A 17655-nucleotide genomic window follows, 5' to 3' on the forward strand; every position below is an offset into this window, starting at 1 on the left:
TTTGGTTCGGGATGAGTCTAGCCTACGGTTTTTTCTTAAAATTTCATTCCAGTTGATTCCAGAAATCCGCTCCCTTTCCTCCGACTGTCTGCCCAGCCCCCTTGACGCAAGCATCTGCGGGGTCTCGGCCAGCCAGCATCTCGGCAGGTGTGTCGCATATTTCTTCCATCCTTTAAGGATTACAGTAAAAAAAACATCAAGGATCACCTTATCTTATATTTGGTTCGGGATGAGTCTAGCCTATGGTTTTTTCTTAAAATTTCATTCCAGTTGATTCCAGAAATCCGCTCCCTTTCCTCCGACTGTCTGCCCAGCCTCCTCGACGCAAGCGTCTGCGGGGTCTCGGCTAGCCAGCTTCTCGGCAGGTGTGTCGCATATTTCTTCCATCCTTTAAGGATTACAGTAAAAAAAACATCAAGGATCACCTTATCTTAAATTTGGTTCGGGATGAGTCTAGCCTACGGTTTTTTCTTAAAATTTCATTCCAGTTGATTCCAGAAATCCGCTCCCTTTTCGCCAACTGTCTGCCCAGCCTCCTCGACGCAAGCGTCTGCGGGGTCTCGGCTAGCCAGCTTCTCGGCAGGAGTGTCGCATATTCCTTCCATCCTCAAAGGATTACAGTAAGAACATCAAGGATCACCTAGTCTTAAATTTGGTTCGAGATGAATCTAGCCTACGTTTTTTTCTTAAAATTTCATTCCAGTTGATTCCAGAAATCCGTTCCCTTTTCGCCGACTGTCTGCCAAGCCTCCTTGACGCAAGCGTCTGTGGGGTCTCGGCTAGCCAGCTTCTCGGCAGGTGTGTCGCAAATTTCTCGATATATTGGAGGTTACATCCAATATGACTTTATTGAATATTAACCAAATTATCCTTTTAAAAAACATGATCTCGACAAACTAAAAAGGGCAGGTTAACAACCGGCCCTTTTTACTCAAACTTCCATCTCTTTAAAAATATCGGCTTCCTGACCTGCATTCAAGCTAAGTACATCATCTACATCTTGATAAGATTTACCATAAAGATCATCATCTTTGTAAGTATGGATTTCAGAATAAATCTCTTTCATGAAATCAAATACATCTTCTTCATCGACAGATGGATTTGCCGGCCAATACAAGATTTCCATAGGCGTATTCTCCTTGGTGGCAAGCGATTTTCTGCTGTAGGAAATCGAAGAGGCGTGCTTAAATCCTTCCCTTTTATAAAATTTCAGCCTTTTAAATGTATCATCATCATTTTCTTGTACTGGTTCTACTTCCAGCAAGATCGTTTTCTGCTTTTTTTGCAACTTTTGAATTAATTTCCTTCCAAGTCCCTGCCCCCTTGATTTCTTTGATACAAAAAGGTAATCAACGAATATAAACTCGTCCCCTTCCACATATAATAAAACATGGTCGGGACCTTCATCCTTTTTATATATTTCCTGCTTATCTTCTAAAAGAACTTCTATGTGTTCTTTTGACTTCATTTCTTCAATAGGGAAATACTGGTTTAGCTTTTCATACCAATTCATAATTTAATCTCCTCATTTGCTAGTTTATACTTTCCAGATTTTTTCTTATCCACTACAATGGAACTTGAATAGCTTGAAAATATTAGGAGGGTTTTGATGATCAGCTACTTTTTGGACTTTTTTTTAGTCGCCGCTTGCGTTATTGGCATTACGGCTGTGAATGGCGTTGTGACGAATGGCATCGGCGAAAAATGGTTTGGCGGGAAACGTCACTCTCATATTTTCGATCAATCGAAACGAATTCAGTCAGGGTGGAGTCAAGTTGGCGGGAATAAAAAGCGGTAATTCAGAGAGAATTTTGGATGACCGGAAGGAACTTCCTAGGTCATCCTTTTTTTCATGGGGTATAGTCTACTCCCTTTGTATATCGATTTGCTGCATTCCACAATAGGTATTCATCAATACCATTATCATTCAATGCTTTTATTTGGGCTTCCACTTCTTCCTTACCATACCTTTGGTAATTACCATCACCTAAATATGAGGCAGTAAAATCTTGGAGCCAAGGTCTTGAAGTAGGTGGTGTTTTTAATTCCTTCAGCTTCCCGTTCTCCAATTTCGCATATTCCTTAACGAGATTATAAGGCTCCAAATCAGGCTTTTCGATACCAAAATAAGATGTCCAGTGGCTCGGATAGATCATCGAGGAAATTACATCAACATTCTCAGAGATTTTTGTGAAGTTTTGCCCAATTCCGGGAGCTTCAGGCAATGTAGCCGCATATCCAAAAATATCCACCGACACTTTGACATCGTATGGTTCCAGTTGTTTCCTCGCATAACTTACGAAATCCGTAACTGCCTGAACCCTTTTGGCTGTATGACTCATTTTCGCTTCATCATATTCACCGACATCATATTTCAAATCATCTTCTTTATTTTCGAATCCTTCGGGAAAACGGACATAGTCAAATTGAATTTCTTTAAAGCCCATCTTTGCCGCTTCAATGGCAATACCGACATTATAATCCCACACTTCTTTTAAGAATGGGTTAACGAAGGCTTCCCCTCGACCATTCTTCCATACCTTTTCACCATCTAAAAAAGACAACTCAGGTTTCTCTTTGGCCAAAAGGGAGTCTTTAAAGACGACAACCCTTGCAATCGGATAAATCTGTTTATCCTCAAATTTTTTCAGCATTGCCCTTGGGTTTTTTATGTAGTCTTTACCAATCCCAGCATATGGAGAGTCGGGATCTTCCGTTTTATACGTTACGTTCCCCTTGTCATCCTTAATGTCAATGACCATCGCATTCAAATCGGTTTCATCTACATATTTGATAAGTTCATTCAGTTTATTGCCACCCGCTGCAGGCCCTGTCACATATATTCCGCGTACAGCATCCGGATAGTCGAATTTCAACCCCGAATCAAAAACAAAACGCGGTACGCTCGCAGGCAATTCTTTATTTTCTAATGCTACCTGCCTCGTTTCGTTCATGCCTTGCGCATGAACTGGCTGTTGAATCAGGAATATGCACATACCTGTCATCAACCATTTACACATTGGTTTCATTTTCTCCACCTCATTCGCCATCAGTCATCAATATTCAACAAATATAATAAACCCCTTTCTTTAATACCACAAACAATTAACTTTACTCCTATATATGATAAATAATTAAAAAAACTGCTTTACAAAGTTTCAGCTTAAGAATACGTTCACAATCCTGTATTCCCTTGTGAGTATCCTTCCCTAAAATGGTCTGCTCATTGTGGTATATGTTAAACGGTTTGATTTTCCTCGAACCCTTCATTTCTTCCATGTCAAAAAAAGAAACGGAAATCCTTTCTAATGACTTGATTTCCGTTTCGATTATACATTTAATATGAATAAATGCTAAAATACAGTATAGTGGACATTTCGTATTCTCAGAATGGCATCGATACAGGACAAAACGGCCCTCCACAAGATTCAAATGAGCGTTTCCCCACACAGGAACATGCACATTTCTTTCAAAGAATGTGGATTCATTTTCTATTTATCCTTACAATAATGAAGAGCGAATATCCATTTATCAATAAACGTATTTAGAGGAGTGACTAGCAGTTGAAAAGGATTTTCTCCGGCATTCAGCCATCCGGTTCCGTTACTTTAGGAAATTACATCGGAGCCATGAAACAATTCGTTAACTTACAAAATGAATATGAATGTTTCTTTTGTATTGTTGACCAACATGCAATTACAGTTCCACAAGACCGCATCAAGTTAAGGAAAAACATTAAAACATTGGCTGCTTTATATCTGGCCATTGGCCTGGATCCTGAAAAGAATACCATCTTCATTCAATCAGAAGTACCAGCGCATGCACAGGCAGGCTGGATTTTACAGAGTATATCCTATATCGGGGAACTTGAGAGAATGACACAATTCAAGGACAAATCCGCTGGCAAAGAAGGGGTATCCGCAGCACTGCTCACTTACCCGCCGTTGATGGCTGCCGATATTCTCCTTTATAGTACAGATGTGGTCCCTGTCGGGGAAGATCAAAGACAGCATCTAGAATTGACACGCGATTTGGCTGAACGATTCAATAAAAAGCATAATGACATATTCAAAATCCCGGAAATCAGCCTCCCTACAGAAGGGGCCCGTATCATGTCCCTTCAGGAACCAAACAAGAAAATGAGCAAATCCGATCCTAATAAAAAGGCGACGATTGCCTTATTGGATGATCCGAAGCAAATCGAAAAAAACATCAAGAGCGCAGTTACTGATTCGGAAGGAATTGTCCGTTACGATAAGGAAAACAAAGCAGGTGTTTCCAACCTGATGTCCATATACTCCATTTTCAGTGGAAAATCCTATTCAGAAATTGAAGAGATGTATGAGGGCAAAGGCTATGGTGACTTTAAAAGTGATTTGGCTGAGGTGGTTCTTGGAGAAATCCTACCAATCCAAGAACGCTATAATGCATTGATCGATTCACCTGAATTGGATGAAATTCTGGACCGCGGTGCAGAAAAGGCGAATATTGAAGCCAATAAAATGATCAGAAAAATGTATAATGGCATGGGACTTGGCAGAAAGAGATAAAAGGAGACGATTCTCAACGAATCGTCTCAGTGTGTAAACAAAAGGTTTCGGAATGGTATCATTCCGAAACCTTTTGTTTGTTTGGAGAAGTTGACCTCTCGTGTTTCTTTTCACATTCTTGCCAAATATGTCACTCCTCCGCGGGCACAGGCAAATTTTCAAATTGCACATAAAAAACTGTAGACAGATTCGATTTTCATCAAGTCTGTCTACAGTCTGAGACTTATCCTCAACGGATCGTCTTCTTTGTTCATAAAATCGATGGGCTATCGCCAGCCTCCACTTGCCAAAGCTTTTCAAAAAAAGGCTGCCCCTTCACAAGGTTTTCACAAAGTTGAAGGTGCTTCTCTGACCAGCCTTCCTTCATTTCTTCATATAACTCAAGCCAAGCTATCTGAAAATCCATTTCTTGAATGCTTTCATATTTCTCAGGGGCCCATTCTGTGTACCAATAGCGGATTTCAGCAGTGTTTTTCGCCGTGAATAATTGGTCCATGGCCATGAATAGCAATTGCTTAAGCTGTCTTTCTTTTCTTGTCAAACCGTTCATGAATAAGGGAGACGGCGACAAAATATGATATTCTTTCTCAGATGTAGGTTTTTCAGTAAAGGTGTAATCCATCTCATCATGGTTTTCTATCATGTCATAAACAATTTGTTCCTGCCGGGGAATTATTCTGCTTTTCCTAATCGGAATATGATAACCTATCGTATCAACAGCTAAAATTCCATTTCCGTCAGTCACGATAAAACAATAGTCAAGCTGAATTCGCTCATGATTTTTCCTTGCATATGCTTTTTGATAAACATCATTCAGCAATGGCTTAGGTAATTCTGACAAGTCGTTTTCTATGTAGTGGAACAATGTTGATGACACTTTCAACAAAGGAACTTGATCTAGTAGTTCGATCCCGTCATCTTTCCTCCATTCATGAAAATGACAAATATTATAGCCGTTTTCTTCTCCTTCAAACCAGTTAACCCATACATCATGAAGATATAGCATCATTCATCCCTCACTTAAACAAATTTCTGTTTGTCAATCAGTATAGGCAGGAACCATACAATTTATTCCTATTCTAGAAAACAGATTAAGAAAAAAAGAACGTATATTTTAGCTCTATTTTGATAAGAATTCTTCAGATTGAATAATGAATGATCTTTTCACGGAGAGTTTTTCAAAATTTTTCACCAGGTAATAGCCACTACAGTATCCAAGCATATATGGATATCCTTTTGTCCCAAGCAGAAGTACATCATGAAGAGGATCTGTACGTTTTATTGTGTGCTTTTCCTCTAAATGCTTTCTCCAATATTCTCGTAGTTTATCTTCCTGATATAACTTAGTCCAATTCGCTAAATATTTTGTTCCTAAATATTTTCCCACCGTTCTTTCCGCCAGTCCTTCCATGATCATCGTATCAAGGAGAGTGGATTCTTTTTGGTCCTTTTTCAAATGATGCAGACGGCAAACATGATGGTATTCATGGATCAACAGGGCCTCCATTTCCTTTTCGGCTATCCCCTTTCCGTAAAAAAGGAATAGTTTATCTTTAAAGGCCAACCCTGACTTCGTTTCAACTTTTTTATTCCATATCCCTGTAGACATGAGCGGGAAAATATATATGGGAACATCAGGCCCTCCCCATAGCTTCTTATAAGCTGTAAACAAGCTTTGTGTTTTTTCCCATACATCGTTTTCCTGTAAGTCTTCCCATGTGAGTTTTGTTTTTTGATTCGGCGAATACATGCCATGCTTCAATAAATGATGATACATCATTTCAGCATCAAGGGTATCGTTGAAATTGCTTTTAAGTCTTTCCATCATCTGGATCGGCCGGTTGAAATCCTTCCTCATCCATTCATTGGTTGAAATGACTCCCATTTCCCCATACACCTCCGCTTCTATTGACTATCGTATGATTTAATGAAGGCGGATGACACAATATATCCCTTTTCCCTTCAACCTAAAAAAGAGCAGATCCCAAAAAGATCTGCTCTTCCTTCAAAACTTATTGATATTTCTTGAAAAGAATCGTTGCGTTATGTCCACCGAATCCAAGTGAATTGCTGATGGCTGCATTGATTTCGCCCTTCCTTGCTTGATTCGGGACATAGTCCAAATCACACTCAGGGTCTGGTGTTTCAATATTGATGGTTGGAGGCAAAATGCTGTCCCTGATTGCCTGAATCGTGAATATTGCTTCCACACCGCCTGCTGCACCTAACATATGGCCTGTCATTGATTTAGTGGAACTTATCGCAAGTTTATTAGCATGGTCGCCAAAGACTTCTTTGACTGCCATCGTTTCGTATTTGTCATTGTAAGGCGTACTCGTTCCATGGGCATTCACATATTGGATGTCTTCCGGATTCAAACCTGCATCCTCAATTGCAATTTTCATGGCTCTTGCACCGCCCTCTCCACCTGGTGCCGGAGCGGTAATATGGAAGGCATCTCCAGTTGAGCCATAACCAGCTATTTCAGCATAAATATTGGCTCCTCTATTCAATGCATGTTCAAGGTCTTCCAGAACGATGATTCCAGCTCCTTCACCTATTACGAAACCATCACGGTTAAGATCGAAAGGACGGCTAGCGGTTTGTGGATCAGGATTTGTCGATAAAGCCGTATTTGCACAGAAGCCTGCAACCGACATTTTTGTGATTGGCGCTTCTGCCCCGCCTGTAATCATGACATCGGCATCGCCCCGTTGAATGGCTTTAAACGCATCACCAATTGAGTTTGTTCCTGTTGCACAGGCTGTTACCGTACATGAATTGATTCCTTTTGCACCCAGTAAGATAGAAACCTGGCCGGCTGCCATGTCCGGTATCATCATTGGAACGAAAAATGGGCTAACCCGTTTATATCCCCTGTTTAAAAAGTTTTCATGCTGTGTTTCAAGTGTCTCCAGCCCGCCGATACCCGAACCGATCCAGACCCCGACACGTGCAGCATTTTCATCGGTTATTTCCAGCTTGCTATCATTATATGCCATAACGGAAGCCGCAATTGCATAATGCGTAAAACGGTCCATTTTGCGAGCTTCTTTACGATTTATATATGTTTCTATATCAAAGTCCTTGATTTCAGCAGCCACTTTAACGGGATATTCTTCAGCATTCAAACGAGTTAAAGGCCCTATTCCCGATTTCCCCTCGATTATATTCTTCCATCCAGTTTCTGCATCATTACCAACTGGCGAGATTGCTCCAATACCTGTTACAACTACACGACGATTAGTCATTGAAAATGGCTCCTTCCTATTTTTAAAGCTCTTACGATTTGTTTCTTCTTTTTATTTACCCCACCTAAGAGCGATCGCTCCCCATGTAAGGCCACCACCAAAACCGACCATGACGATTAAGTCATTGTCCTTGATTCTTCCCGCTTCCATTTCTTCCACAAGGGCCATTGGAATGGACGCTGATGAAGTATTTCCATATTTATGAACCGTTTTTGTCATTTTTTCAAGCGGGAGACCCAGGCGTTCCCTTGAGGCTTCCATTATGCGTATGTTTGCTTGATGCGGAACAAGCAGATCCACATTTTCCTTTGTCAAACCAGCTTTGTCCAATACACCCAGGCTGGATTCCCCCATCTGACGGACAGCAAATTTAAATACTTCACGTCCATTCATATGAATGAAATCTCCTTCCTGTAATAGGTGCTTCCCGCCAGTTCCATCTGCGCCTAATTCAAAGGAAAGGACCCCTTTGCCATCAGAGACAGGTCCAAGTACAGCTGCACCCGCTCCGTCACCAAAAAGGACAGCAGTATTACGGTCTTCCCAATTGGTTACTTTCGAAAGTTTTTCAACACCGACAATCAACACATGCTTATATGCACCTGTCTTAATAAATTGCTGTGCCGTGATCATTGCATACATAAATCCGGCACATGCCGCACTTACATCCATTGCAGCTGCCTTCATCGCTCCCAATTTCTCTTGAATCATGCAAGCGACAGAAGGAAACGACTGATCAGGTGTAACGGTAGCCACAAGAATCATATCTATCTCTTCAGCCGAAATTTCCGCATTTTTCAATGCAGCCTTTGCGGCTTCATAAGCCATATCTGATGTATCAATATCATCATTTGCAATTCTTCTTTCCTCGATACCCGTCCTGGTCCGGATCCACTCGTCAGAAGTGTCCATAATTTTTTCTAAATCCGCATTTGTAACGATTTTGTCGGGTAAGTAGCGGCCAAGCCCTAGTATTCCAGCATTCATCTTGCCATCCCCTTATATTTTAATGAGTTATTATAATCATCTATTATTACCTGGTACTAATTTTATATAAAAAAAGACTTCCTTGCAAGAGTTAACAATTTGAAAGGCTAAAGAAATCTCTTTCGGAAGTCGGTCAAGCGCCTATGCCAGGGGAAATTCAGGGACATACATTATAAATAAAAGGAGTAAAGGAGGACTCATTGTGGACATTTTCAATCGCAACCGCGAAAGAAACCCGGATGATCATTTTTCGAATTTGATGTTTGGCAAGAAACCCGAACCGGAGCAAGAGGAATCGAAGGTTGATTACTTGCAATTGATGGCGAGCGTTGAAACATTGATGGGCTTGTACAGTCAATACAAACCGACCATTGATAAAATCAATCTGGATCCATTGATTGCCAAGTTCTTGAAAAAAGAATAAAAAATTAAGGCTGCCCTTTATCGGGACAGCCTGCCTTTAATTAACGCTGAGCATCTTGTTTGCCAAGCTCATAAGCTTCTTGCATTACGCTTTTAAAGAGCTCCATGAATGGCTCTGCCATCTCCATTGAAAATGGAATCCCGCTTGCCTCAAGCTTCGCTTTAGCCTCTGGGAAGTATTTCATGGCGATTCCCATAAATTCAAGAGTTTTATCTGAACTCATTCGCGTTTCCCCCTATCTTTTGAATATTCATCAATTGATTTGTGATGCCTAAATAAAGCTCAATAATATCATAATTCCACAGAACCCTTTCGTAAAGGGCGCACATATAAAATCATGGATATCTTTTGATGTTCTTCCTATCCTTGTACATTATAGTACAAGACATATAGATTAGAGGCAAATATACCGTTTTGTTCTTCTCAAATAACGAAAATATTTTTTTAATCACGCTTTCTCCACTTTTTAAGTAAGTTTAATCGTTTATTATGTTTTTTTTGTAATGCAATGCCTTCTTCCGGTTCCATTTTGCATTGCACTTCAAATATTGTTCCTTTATTGATTTTAGTTGTTGATTGTTGGGGAGTGAATGAATCCATGCTTTCATCAAATATTAGCTTGGCACATTCATTCCAATGATCATCAATAGAGCTGCACAATTGGATGTCCCTATCGTAACCTGAGGTTAGCACCGCTTCCAAAGCATTAACAAAATCAGTGATATAGAGAGCATCAAAGGTATATTCGGCAGCAATTGCCGCTTTGATATCAGACTGCCCAAGCTGATTGATTCCAGCTTCAAAGCTCATGCCTTCCGATTGCCAAGGTCCATAAATCGTCGGTAAAAATATGATTTTTGCGGAATCGATTTCACGAATCGAGCTTAATATGGAATGAAAAATACTGACATCTTTTTCAATGGGCATGAAAAGAACGAAATTGGGCGTTTCATTCTTGCCATTTTTGAATTTCTCAATGAAGGAAACGATTTCGCCTATCAGAAAATCGATTTTCCCCATTTTGCCGCTTTGAATATCGTAGCAAGAGATGAACACCGTGTCCTCCTGTGAAATATCCAATAATTTAAGTTTATTTATCGGAAAGTATATAAAATTTGAATTCCTTCCTATTTCAAGTTCTTTTTCTTCCATAATATATTGATTTGCTTCGGAATCATCCCAATCGATTCCAATTACTTCTTTCCCTTGGTTCAAAAAATATTGAGTCACATAGAATCCCACAAATCGATAAGTGCCAATGACAATGTTTGTTTGCATAAATACAGCCTCCTCGTATGCCATCAAGCCCACTTCACCTGGCACGTCTAGTTTTTTTAGATGCTGTATCGTATGCAAACTATTGTAAAAATATATCTCTTCTCATAAAATCTCTTCATTCTCATTGAAAAACTTTTGTATTTGATAGGGGATTTTATAACGTTTTTCGGGCAATATATACGTCAGCTGCAGGTCTGCTTTTCTTGCCAGTTGGATTTGCCGATAAAGGGAGGCTTGCTCTTTCCGTAAGCTTCCAAAAACCTGAATCACTTTCATGGGGATATTCTCTGCGATTACTGAATCTTCAGTGTCCAGGATATGCTGCTCACATTCCGCAGGCTCAAGCTCATATGCAGCAGCAACCTCGGATAGCCACTTTTTATAGAAGAACTTATTTTCCTTTTCTTTCTCCAATTGTGCTTTCAAGGAAAAAACCGGATCAATCAATACGACAGACCGAATTTTATTTCCAAGTTCATTCATTAGCTTTAGGGCAAGTAGTGCGCCTGTCCCCTCTGCCAATATATGAACCCTTTGATTGACTATTTCTTTTTTCATGAAAAGAATATATAGGTTAAGGGAAAGGTCCAGTGCTTTAGGACTGCCCCAGTTGGCTCCGTGAAAATTGGATGAAAACAGCGTGTATCCATATTCCTTTAAATATTCCAATATCTGCAGCCTCCCAGGATGCTGCAGCCAAAAGCTGCTGTCTTTTTCGACAAAATGACTGCGGTCTCCAATTACCATTACGGAAAAACCACTGGGCCGCTCTGGATAATAGATGATATTCCACTGGTCATCAATTTGAAAAGTTCGTTGTTCCATCGTTCTAACTCCTTTATGGAATATTACTACTATATTAATTTATGAAGAAAAATAGAAAGGGTCAGTGGAAACGCCTAACTTCTTATCTTAAATTAAGCAAGCAGGGACGATTTTTGTTTTTATTTTCCCCTATAATTTCCTTTTTGAAGTTTTGAACCAACTTGTATGCCAAAAAAAATTCTCTTATGATTTAATGTATTGAATAATTTAAAGGTTATTATTAAAAACACGTTTTAACTGTATATTAATTATGGTAAGATAAAAATGAATGTAGTGGAATGAGGTGAAATTCGATGCGTTATGCTTGGACAATTTTTTGGACATTCTTATTAGTGCATATGACTGTATATGTTGTTTCTTCCATGATCGGAGTTTCATACGATGCTGCCCAGGGAACGATTTTAGGATTGGCTGCTGCTATCCTGATTCTTATCATCCCTGCTATCTTGCCTGCTGGGCCAGCTAAAGACTCCCATCAACACTAAGAAGCAAAAGAGGACATCCTTTTTAGGATGTCCTTTTTGTTATACCATACTTTGCTTACGGGTAAACTGCATGGCAACGTTTTTATATGAGGACCAATTCATCATGATCATAATCAATCGTGATTCCTTCTTTAAGCTCAACAGTCCCAGCTATGATTTTACGGGCGATTTTCGTTTCGAGATGCTTTTGGATGAATCGCTTCAGCGGTCTTGCTCCATATACCGGATCATATCCCTGGTCCGCAATGAATTCTTTAGCCGCTTTTGTGACGTTGAGGACTATATTTTGTTCAGTTAACCTCACTTGTAATTGATGAACCATTTTATCTACGATTTCAACGATTTCTTGTTTTGTCAGAGGTTTGAATAAAACAATATCATCAACTCGATTCAAAAATTCCGGACGGAAATGTCCTCTTAATTCTTTAAAGACCTGATCTTTTATTTCTTCTTCAATGCCACCATCCACCCGGTTGGATTGCAATAAGAAATGGGAACCGATATTGGAAGTCATGATGATCACCGTATTTTTACAGTTGATTGTCCTGCCTTGGGAGTCTGTTATTCTTCCATCATCCAACATTTGCAGTAAAATATTGAAGACTTCCGGATGCGCCTTTTCAATTTCGTCCAATAATATGACTGAGTAGGGGTTTCTCCTAACAGCCTCCGTAAGCTGGCCGCCTTCCTCAAATCCAACATAACCGGGAGGTGCACCAACAAGTCGGGACACGGAATGTTTCTCCATATATTCCGACATATCAATTCGAATCATATGTTCCTCACTATCGAATAATGTTTCTGCCAAAGCTTTTACCAATTCAGTTTTACCGACACCAGTCGGCCCAAGAAAAATGAATGAACCGATTGGTCTGTTTGGATCTTTTATTCCAGCCCTTGCTCTTAAAACAGCATCGGATACGAGTTCCACCGCTTCTCCTTGACCGATTACCCGTTCATGCAGGATATCTGATAGGCGAAGCAGCTTCTCCCTTTCACTTTCCACCAGCTTGCTTACCGGAATCCCTGTCCACCTTGCCACAATCGAGGCAATTTCCTCCTCCGTCACTTCCTGGCGAAGCAATCGTGATTCCTGTTTTTCCTTTTCCAATTCGTCTTCCATTGCTTCCAATTCTTTTTGAAGCTGCGGAATCCTTCCATGCCGAAGTTCAGCTGCCCGGTTAAGGTCATAGTCATTCTCTGCCTGTTCCAGTTCATGACGCAGTTTCTCAAGCTCTTCACGTTTGTCCTGCACCTTTTGAAGCGCTGATTTCTCCATTTGCCACTTGGATTTCATGCTATTCGCTTGATCCTGAAGTTCTGATAGTTCTTTTTGAAGCCCTTCCAGCCTTGCTTTGCTTTGAGGGTCGTCTTCATTTTTCAGGGCCGCTTCTTCAATTTCAAGTTGCATGACTTTTCTCGTGATTTCATCCAACTCGGATGGCATGGAGTCGATTTCCATGCGGATCATCGCACAAGCTTCATCCACTAGATCGATCGCTTTATCCGGTAAAAATCGCTCCGTTATATATCGGTTCGAAAGGACAGAGGCTGCAACGATCGCCCGATCATGTATCCTGACGCCATGATGAATTTCAAACCGTTCCTTTAATCCCCGCAAAATTGAAATCGTATCTTCAACATCCGGTTCAGGAACCAGAACCTGTTGGAAACGGCGTTCCAAAGCCGGATCCTTTTCAATATATTGCCGATATTCATCAAGGGTCGTTGCACCGATACAATGCAGCTCACCACGCGCAAGCATCGGCTTTAACATATTTCCGGCATCAAGGGCGCCATCCGTTCTTCCTGCACCGACAATTGTATGCAATTCATCAATGAATAAGAGAATTTTCCCATCACTCTTCTTGATCTCATTCAACACCGCTTTTAGGCGTTCCTCAAATTCACCTCGGAATTTGGCCCCTGCGACAAGTGCACTCATATCGAGTGAAAAAACGGTCTTATCCTTTAAACCTTCCGGCACATCCTTCCTGACGATCCTTTGAGCCAACCCCTCGACAATCGCGGTTTTACCTACTCCAGGTTCTCCTATTAATACAGGATTATTTTTCGTTTTCCGTGAAAGGATCCGGATGACGTTACGGATTTCCGTATCTCGACCGATTACTGGATCGACCTTACCCGATTTAACCTCAGCAACGAGATCTCTGCCGTATTTTTTCAGTACTTCATAAGTGCTTTCAGGATTTTGACTAGTCACTCGCTGATTCCCCCTTATATCGCTTATAACCCGTTTTGCTTTATCATAATCAATTCCATATGATGAAAATAGCCTGTTTACATTCGTTCTATTGACTTGCAAAGACGCAAGCAGTATATGTTCGACAGATAAGTATTCATCCTCCCACTTCTGCATTTCCTTTTCGGCAGCCGTCAGAATTTGCTGTAGGGAGGATGACATGTAAACCTGGGAAACACCCCCGCTCACTTCCGGTAATCTATCCAATTCCTTATTCAGCTCTATATCAAATAGATTCACCGATTTACCAGATTCCGATAAAATCCTGATTAATAAACTTTCATCCTGCTCCATTAAGGCCTTTAATAAATGAAGCTCCGTCAGCTCGGGATTCCCTCTTTCATTGGCTAGCTCCTGACCGCCAGTGAATGCCTGTTGGGTTCTCTCCGTCATTTTATTAATATCCATCTTGAAACCTCCCATTCATCTATATCATGAACGAATCCCCACTGGGTTTGACCAATTTTGACCTTTATATTTTCATTATACTTCTAATTCTCCCCATGTAAAGGAAAGTTATAAGAAATGCAGTAGTTTGGAAAATAAACGGAAAAAGCCTTTCTTCATATAGAAGAAAGGCAGAACCATTTGTAACATGGATACATTCCTTTATGGATGAAACAAAATGGTTTATGCTTTCACGGCCGTTTTATTGTAACCATGAAATTCATCGACGAATTGGAAATCCCTATCCGTCCGACCTGCAAGGATCGTATCTCGAAGCAGAATGCCTGCATCGGTCGTATTGTGGATGATTTCCCCCCACATTCTTGCACTCGTTTGAACATTAGCCGTACGTGGAATGCGTTCCTCCTGGTATTCCAAAAATGCCTGTTCAATGTCATTCCCATGCTTATGGAGCATATCAGACAAATAAGCTGCATCTTCTAAAGCCTGGCAAGCGCCTTGTGCCAAGTATTGAAGCATCGGATGTGCCGCATCGCCCATAAGCGTAATTCTTCCTTTTGTCCAATTATCAATTGGGAAACGGTCATACATCGGCCAACGGCGTTGTCTTTGAATGAATGAAATCGCATTCTGAACAAGCTCACAAGTTCCGGCAAATACACGGTCCATTTCTTCCGGTGTTCCCCATTGATCTGTTTTTTCGTTTTCTTCCGTATATTGAGAACTTTTGAAAACCACTACTTGGTTATAAAGTTCTCCCCTTCTAACCGGATATTGAACAAGATGAAGGTCTGGCCCAATCCACATGTATACATCATCTAAATCCCCATGGCTCGTAACCTCCTCCATCGGGATCGCTCCTCTGTATGCAACATATTGAGAGCAGACCGGCTGATCTTCCACAAAAAGTTTCCGTGCCTTGGACCATAATCCATCGGCTCCAATGACAGCAGTTCCTGAATGTTGGGACCCGTTGGCAGAAGTAACCGTCACTTCACCTTCATACTCTACTGTCTCAATAATGGTTTGATTCGTGACCAGTTCGATATACGGGTTCTTTTCACAGGCTTCAGCCAATACTTTATGCAAATCGGAACGATGCAAAACAACATACGGAGCTCCATATCTTTCTTTATAAACATCACCTAAATCCAAAGCGGAAAGCTCTTTTCCGGAAAAGGCGTCCATCAGCACCAATCTTTTTGGAAATACTGCAATATCATTGATTTTATCCATGACACCTAAACGCTGCAATACGTTGGTGGCATTTGCTGCAAGCTGAATCCCTGCACCAATTTCCCCAAATTCGGGAGCTTGTTCCAGGACTTTTACATACTGTTTTGTTTCTGCAATTCCTAAAGCAGTTGCCAATCCGCCAATTCCCCCACCGATAACGATGAATGGTTTTTTTTCTGTGTTCATCATCAATTCCCCCTATATTAGTTGCTTTTAGCCAAAGTTGCGGACCACTACCACAGTAAGCGTTTTCATTCGAATGGCATTCATCTATTCACTAGTATCTTAGCTGAAGATTCCAAATCGATTATTTTCAAACCAAAACAGGCTTGAATTCACTTTCAACCTTTTGGTACCCATTGTTTGTGTCTAATGCTTGTTGCTGTTCCAAATCGAATCTTTCCATTATTGGTAGGTCGTTTACCGAGAATAAGTAAGAATCAGCTTCTGCAACGTGCTCATGCCATGCCCAATTCGGAACGACGAAATAATCTCCCTTGGACCAGTCAAAACGCACTCCATTAATGACCGTATATCCTGATCCTTGGTGCACTTGATAAATCGTGGAATGGGTATGGCGATGGGCTTTCGTATGGAAACCTTTAGGAAGTTTCTGCATCCATGCCCCCATCGTCGGATTGGCCGTCTGGCCATTTGATGGATTGATATATTCCACGGCAAAACCTTCATATGGATCCGGTTCAAAATTCATCAATCCTTCTATCGCTGCTTTGGTGCCTTTCCACTTGTAGTTGGCAAGCGGTGCCACTTGTGAATAACGGTCGGATACTGGACGAACCATTCCGCCTTGATAACGGAGCTCTGAAAAATTATCCGGCCGCTTAGGCGTTTCAATCCGATCTGGATATGGTTCAAAGAAAGTGCCGCCTATGGAATAGATGGTTGGGATATCAAGGGCATCCATCCAAATCATTGGTTTTTCCCCAACATGGCCATGACCATGCCATAAGTTTTTAGGCGTGATCAAAAAATCGCCTTCTTCCATGAAGATTCTTTCTCCCTGCACGATGGAGTAGGCACCTTCACCATCCGTAATGAAACGAAGTGCACTTTGGGAATGACGGTGGGAAGGGGCCACTTCACCTGGCAACAGTAGCTGGACAGCTGCATAAAGCGTTTGTGTTGTCGAAGCCCATCCCCAAGGCTGGCGATAAGTAAGGCCAGGATTTTGAAAATAAATCGCCCTGCGCTCCCCGCCTCGGTCAGGTGTGAAGATTTCAGCCGCTTCCATCAATTTTTTTGTCAAAAGCTCTTCTTTCCATAAATAAGCATGCGCATGAGGTTTAGGTTCATGGTCCATCAGAGCGGGAATGGCTTCCCACAGCGGCCCAAGGTTATACTGCTGAATATCCTTTGTAAAATCTTTTACGATTGTACTATTCATGTATTCCGATTTTTCAGCCATATTAATCCCTACTTTCTTTTTTATCTTGCCTCACTGGATTTTAGAAAGATTTCGCTTAATTTGATCATAATGTCCTGAAACATGCTCATCGATGAAGTGATCGACTATATAAGAAACTGGTTTGTTTCCGAATTTAGCGAAATTCCGGTGTGGCGATTCTTTTGATAGTGTTTCTTCATCTAAATTCCCGAGACCGCTCTCCACTTTATATTTAAGCTCCTCCACTTGCTTCATGACATCATCCACAGCAAGTTTGTCTGTATCGGCAACCGCCGCCAATCGGGCTGGATCTTGCAATCCACGCCCCCATTCGGCTCCAGGCATCGCTATTACAGTTTCCACTTCACCTAACCAATAAGGAATGGCTTCAGCTAAATGGGAAAGTATCTGCATGATCGACCATTCATCCTCTGCCGGTTTAAATCGGATCGTTTCTTCCGGTAGGTTTGCCGTTGTCTCAAGAATATGGTCGATGGATTGTTGCACTGATTGGATTGATGTCCCGATTTCCTGATAAGCCAT

The 17655-nt window shown here is 41.1% G+C and carries 18 protein-coding genes; 5 read left to right on the plus strand and 13 right to left on the minus strand.

The window, feature by feature from the left end; all coding sequences use genetic code 11:
• On the plus strand, window positions 1-274 hold a 274-nt coding region (locus AC2YHV_RS23805), incomplete at its 5' end, for a hypothetical protein (protein ID WP_487374330.1).
• A gap of 657 nt (window positions 275-931) precedes the next feature.
• Here AC2YHV_RS23805 and AC2YHV_RS23810 read toward each other — a convergent pair.
• Window positions 932-1513, minus strand: coding sequence for a GNAT family N-acetyltransferase (locus AC2YHV_RS23810; RefSeq protein ID WP_063577057.1), 582 nt, complete (start codon window positions 1511-1513; stop codon window positions 932-934).
• A 96-nt stretch (window positions 1514-1609) separates the two neighbouring features.
• On the opposite strand from AC2YHV_RS23810, the gene AC2YHV_RS23815 reads away from it, so the two are divergent.
• Window positions 1610-1798 (plus strand): hypothetical protein, encoded by a 189-nt coding sequence (locus AC2YHV_RS23815; RefSeq protein WP_034314508.1) that lies wholly within the window; start codon window positions 1610-1612, stop codon window positions 1796-1798.
• Between the two features lie 52 nt (window positions 1799-1850).
• Here AC2YHV_RS23815 and AC2YHV_RS23820 read toward each other — a convergent pair whose 3' ends face one another.
• Window positions 1851-2996: a putative glycoside hydrolase gene (locus AC2YHV_RS23820; RefSeq protein ID WP_057279035.1), complete on the minus strand. Its 1146-nt coding sequence runs from the start codon at window positions 2994-2996 to the stop codon at window positions 1851-1853.
• A 567-nt stretch (window positions 2997-3563) separates the two neighbouring features.
• Here AC2YHV_RS23820 and trpS point away from each other — a divergent pair.
• Window positions 3564-4550: a tryptophan--tRNA ligase gene (gene trpS / locus AC2YHV_RS23825; protein WP_063591819.1), complete on the plus strand. Its 987-nt coding sequence runs from the start codon at window positions 3564-3566 to the stop codon at window positions 4548-4550.
• Between the two features lie 250 nt (window positions 4551-4800).
• Here the strand turns inward: trpS and AC2YHV_RS23830 are convergent, their stop codons facing one another.
• The 4 genes from AC2YHV_RS23830 to AC2YHV_RS23845 all read right to left on the minus strand — a co-directional run bounded on the left by AC2YHV_RS23830 (window position 4801) and on the right by AC2YHV_RS23845 (window position 8788).
• Window positions 4801-5556, minus strand: a complete 756-nt coding sequence (locus AC2YHV_RS23830; protein ID WP_034314514.1) for a YjbA family protein — start codon at window positions 5554-5556, stop codon at window positions 4801-4803.
• Between the two features lie 114 nt (window positions 5557-5670).
• On the minus strand, window positions 5671-6435 hold the full coding sequence (locus AC2YHV_RS23835) for a DUF2268 domain-containing putative Zn-dependent protease (protein ID WP_400450658.1): 765 nt from the start codon (window positions 6433-6435) through the stop codon (window positions 5671-5673).
• Between the two features lie 127 nt (window positions 6436-6562).
• A complete protein-coding gene (gene fabF / locus AC2YHV_RS23840; RefSeq protein ID WP_057275861.1) occupies window positions 6563-7801 on the minus strand; it encodes a beta-ketoacyl-ACP synthase II in 1239 nt (412 codons plus the stop codon).
• Window positions 7802-7852: 51 nt separating this feature from the next.
• Complete coding sequence (locus AC2YHV_RS23845; protein WP_487374331.1) at window positions 7853-8788, minus strand: beta-ketoacyl-ACP synthase III; 936 nt, start codon at window positions 8786-8788, stop codon at window positions 7853-7855.
• A gap of 202 nt (window positions 8789-8990) precedes the next feature.
• Here AC2YHV_RS23845 and AC2YHV_RS23850 point away from each other — a divergent pair, with 202 nt between their 5' ends.
• Entirely contained in the window at window positions 8991-9212 is a 222-nt protein-coding gene (locus AC2YHV_RS23850) for a hypothetical protein (protein WP_106026596.1), read from the plus strand.
• Window positions 9213-9252: 40 nt separating this feature from the next.
• On the opposite strand, the gene AC2YHV_RS23855 is transcribed toward AC2YHV_RS23850, so the two are convergent.
• The 3 genes from AC2YHV_RS23855 to AC2YHV_RS23865 all read right to left on the minus strand — a co-directional run bounded on the left by AC2YHV_RS23855 (window position 9253) and on the right by AC2YHV_RS23865 (window position 11315).
• Window positions 9253-9435, minus strand: a complete 183-nt coding sequence (locus AC2YHV_RS23855) for a ComZ family protein (protein ID WP_034314525.1) — start codon at window positions 9433-9435, stop codon at window positions 9253-9255.
• Between the two features lie 221 nt (window positions 9436-9656).
• Entirely contained in the window at window positions 9657-10490 is an 834-nt protein-coding gene (locus AC2YHV_RS23860) for a hypothetical protein (RefSeq protein WP_487374332.1), read from the minus strand.
• A 102-nt stretch (window positions 10491-10592) separates the two neighbouring features.
• Window positions 10593-11315, minus strand: coding sequence for an alpha/beta fold hydrolase (locus AC2YHV_RS23865; RefSeq protein ID WP_057275858.1), 723 nt, complete (start codon window positions 11313-11315; stop codon window positions 10593-10595).
• 293 nt (window positions 11316-11608) lie between these two features.
• Here AC2YHV_RS23865 and AC2YHV_RS23870 point away from each other — a divergent pair, with 293 nt between their 5' ends.
• Window positions 11609-11800: a YjzD family protein gene (locus tag AC2YHV_RS23870; RefSeq protein WP_034314532.1), complete on the plus strand. Its 192-nt coding sequence runs from the start codon at window positions 11609-11611 to the stop codon at window positions 11798-11800.
• Window positions 11801-11882: 82 nt separating this feature from the next.
• On the opposite strand, the gene clpB is transcribed toward AC2YHV_RS23870, so the two are convergent.
• The 4 genes from clpB to AC2YHV_RS23890 form a co-directional block, all read right to left on the minus strand.
• Window positions 11883-14471, minus strand: coding sequence for an ATP-dependent chaperone ClpB (gene clpB, locus AC2YHV_RS23875; RefSeq protein WP_063577062.1), 2589 nt, complete (start codon window positions 14469-14471; stop codon window positions 11883-11885).
• A 222-nt stretch (window positions 14472-14693) separates the two neighbouring features.
• Window positions 14694-15893, minus strand: a complete 1200-nt coding sequence (locus tag AC2YHV_RS23880; protein ID WP_082609208.1) for an FAD-dependent monooxygenase — start codon at window positions 15891-15893, stop codon at window positions 14694-14696.
• A gap of 127 nt (window positions 15894-16020) precedes the next feature.
• On the minus strand, window positions 16021-17133 hold the full coding sequence (locus AC2YHV_RS23885) for a cupin domain-containing protein (protein ID WP_057275854.1): 1113 nt from the start codon (window positions 17131-17133) through the stop codon (window positions 16021-16023).
• Between the two features lie 30 nt (window positions 17134-17163).
• Window positions 17164-17655 (minus strand): DinB family protein, encoded by a 492-nt coding sequence (locus AC2YHV_RS23890; RefSeq protein WP_283930162.1) that lies wholly within the window; start codon window positions 17653-17655, stop codon window positions 17164-17166.

Source organism: Peribacillus sp. SRI_006 (assembly GCF_057586375.1).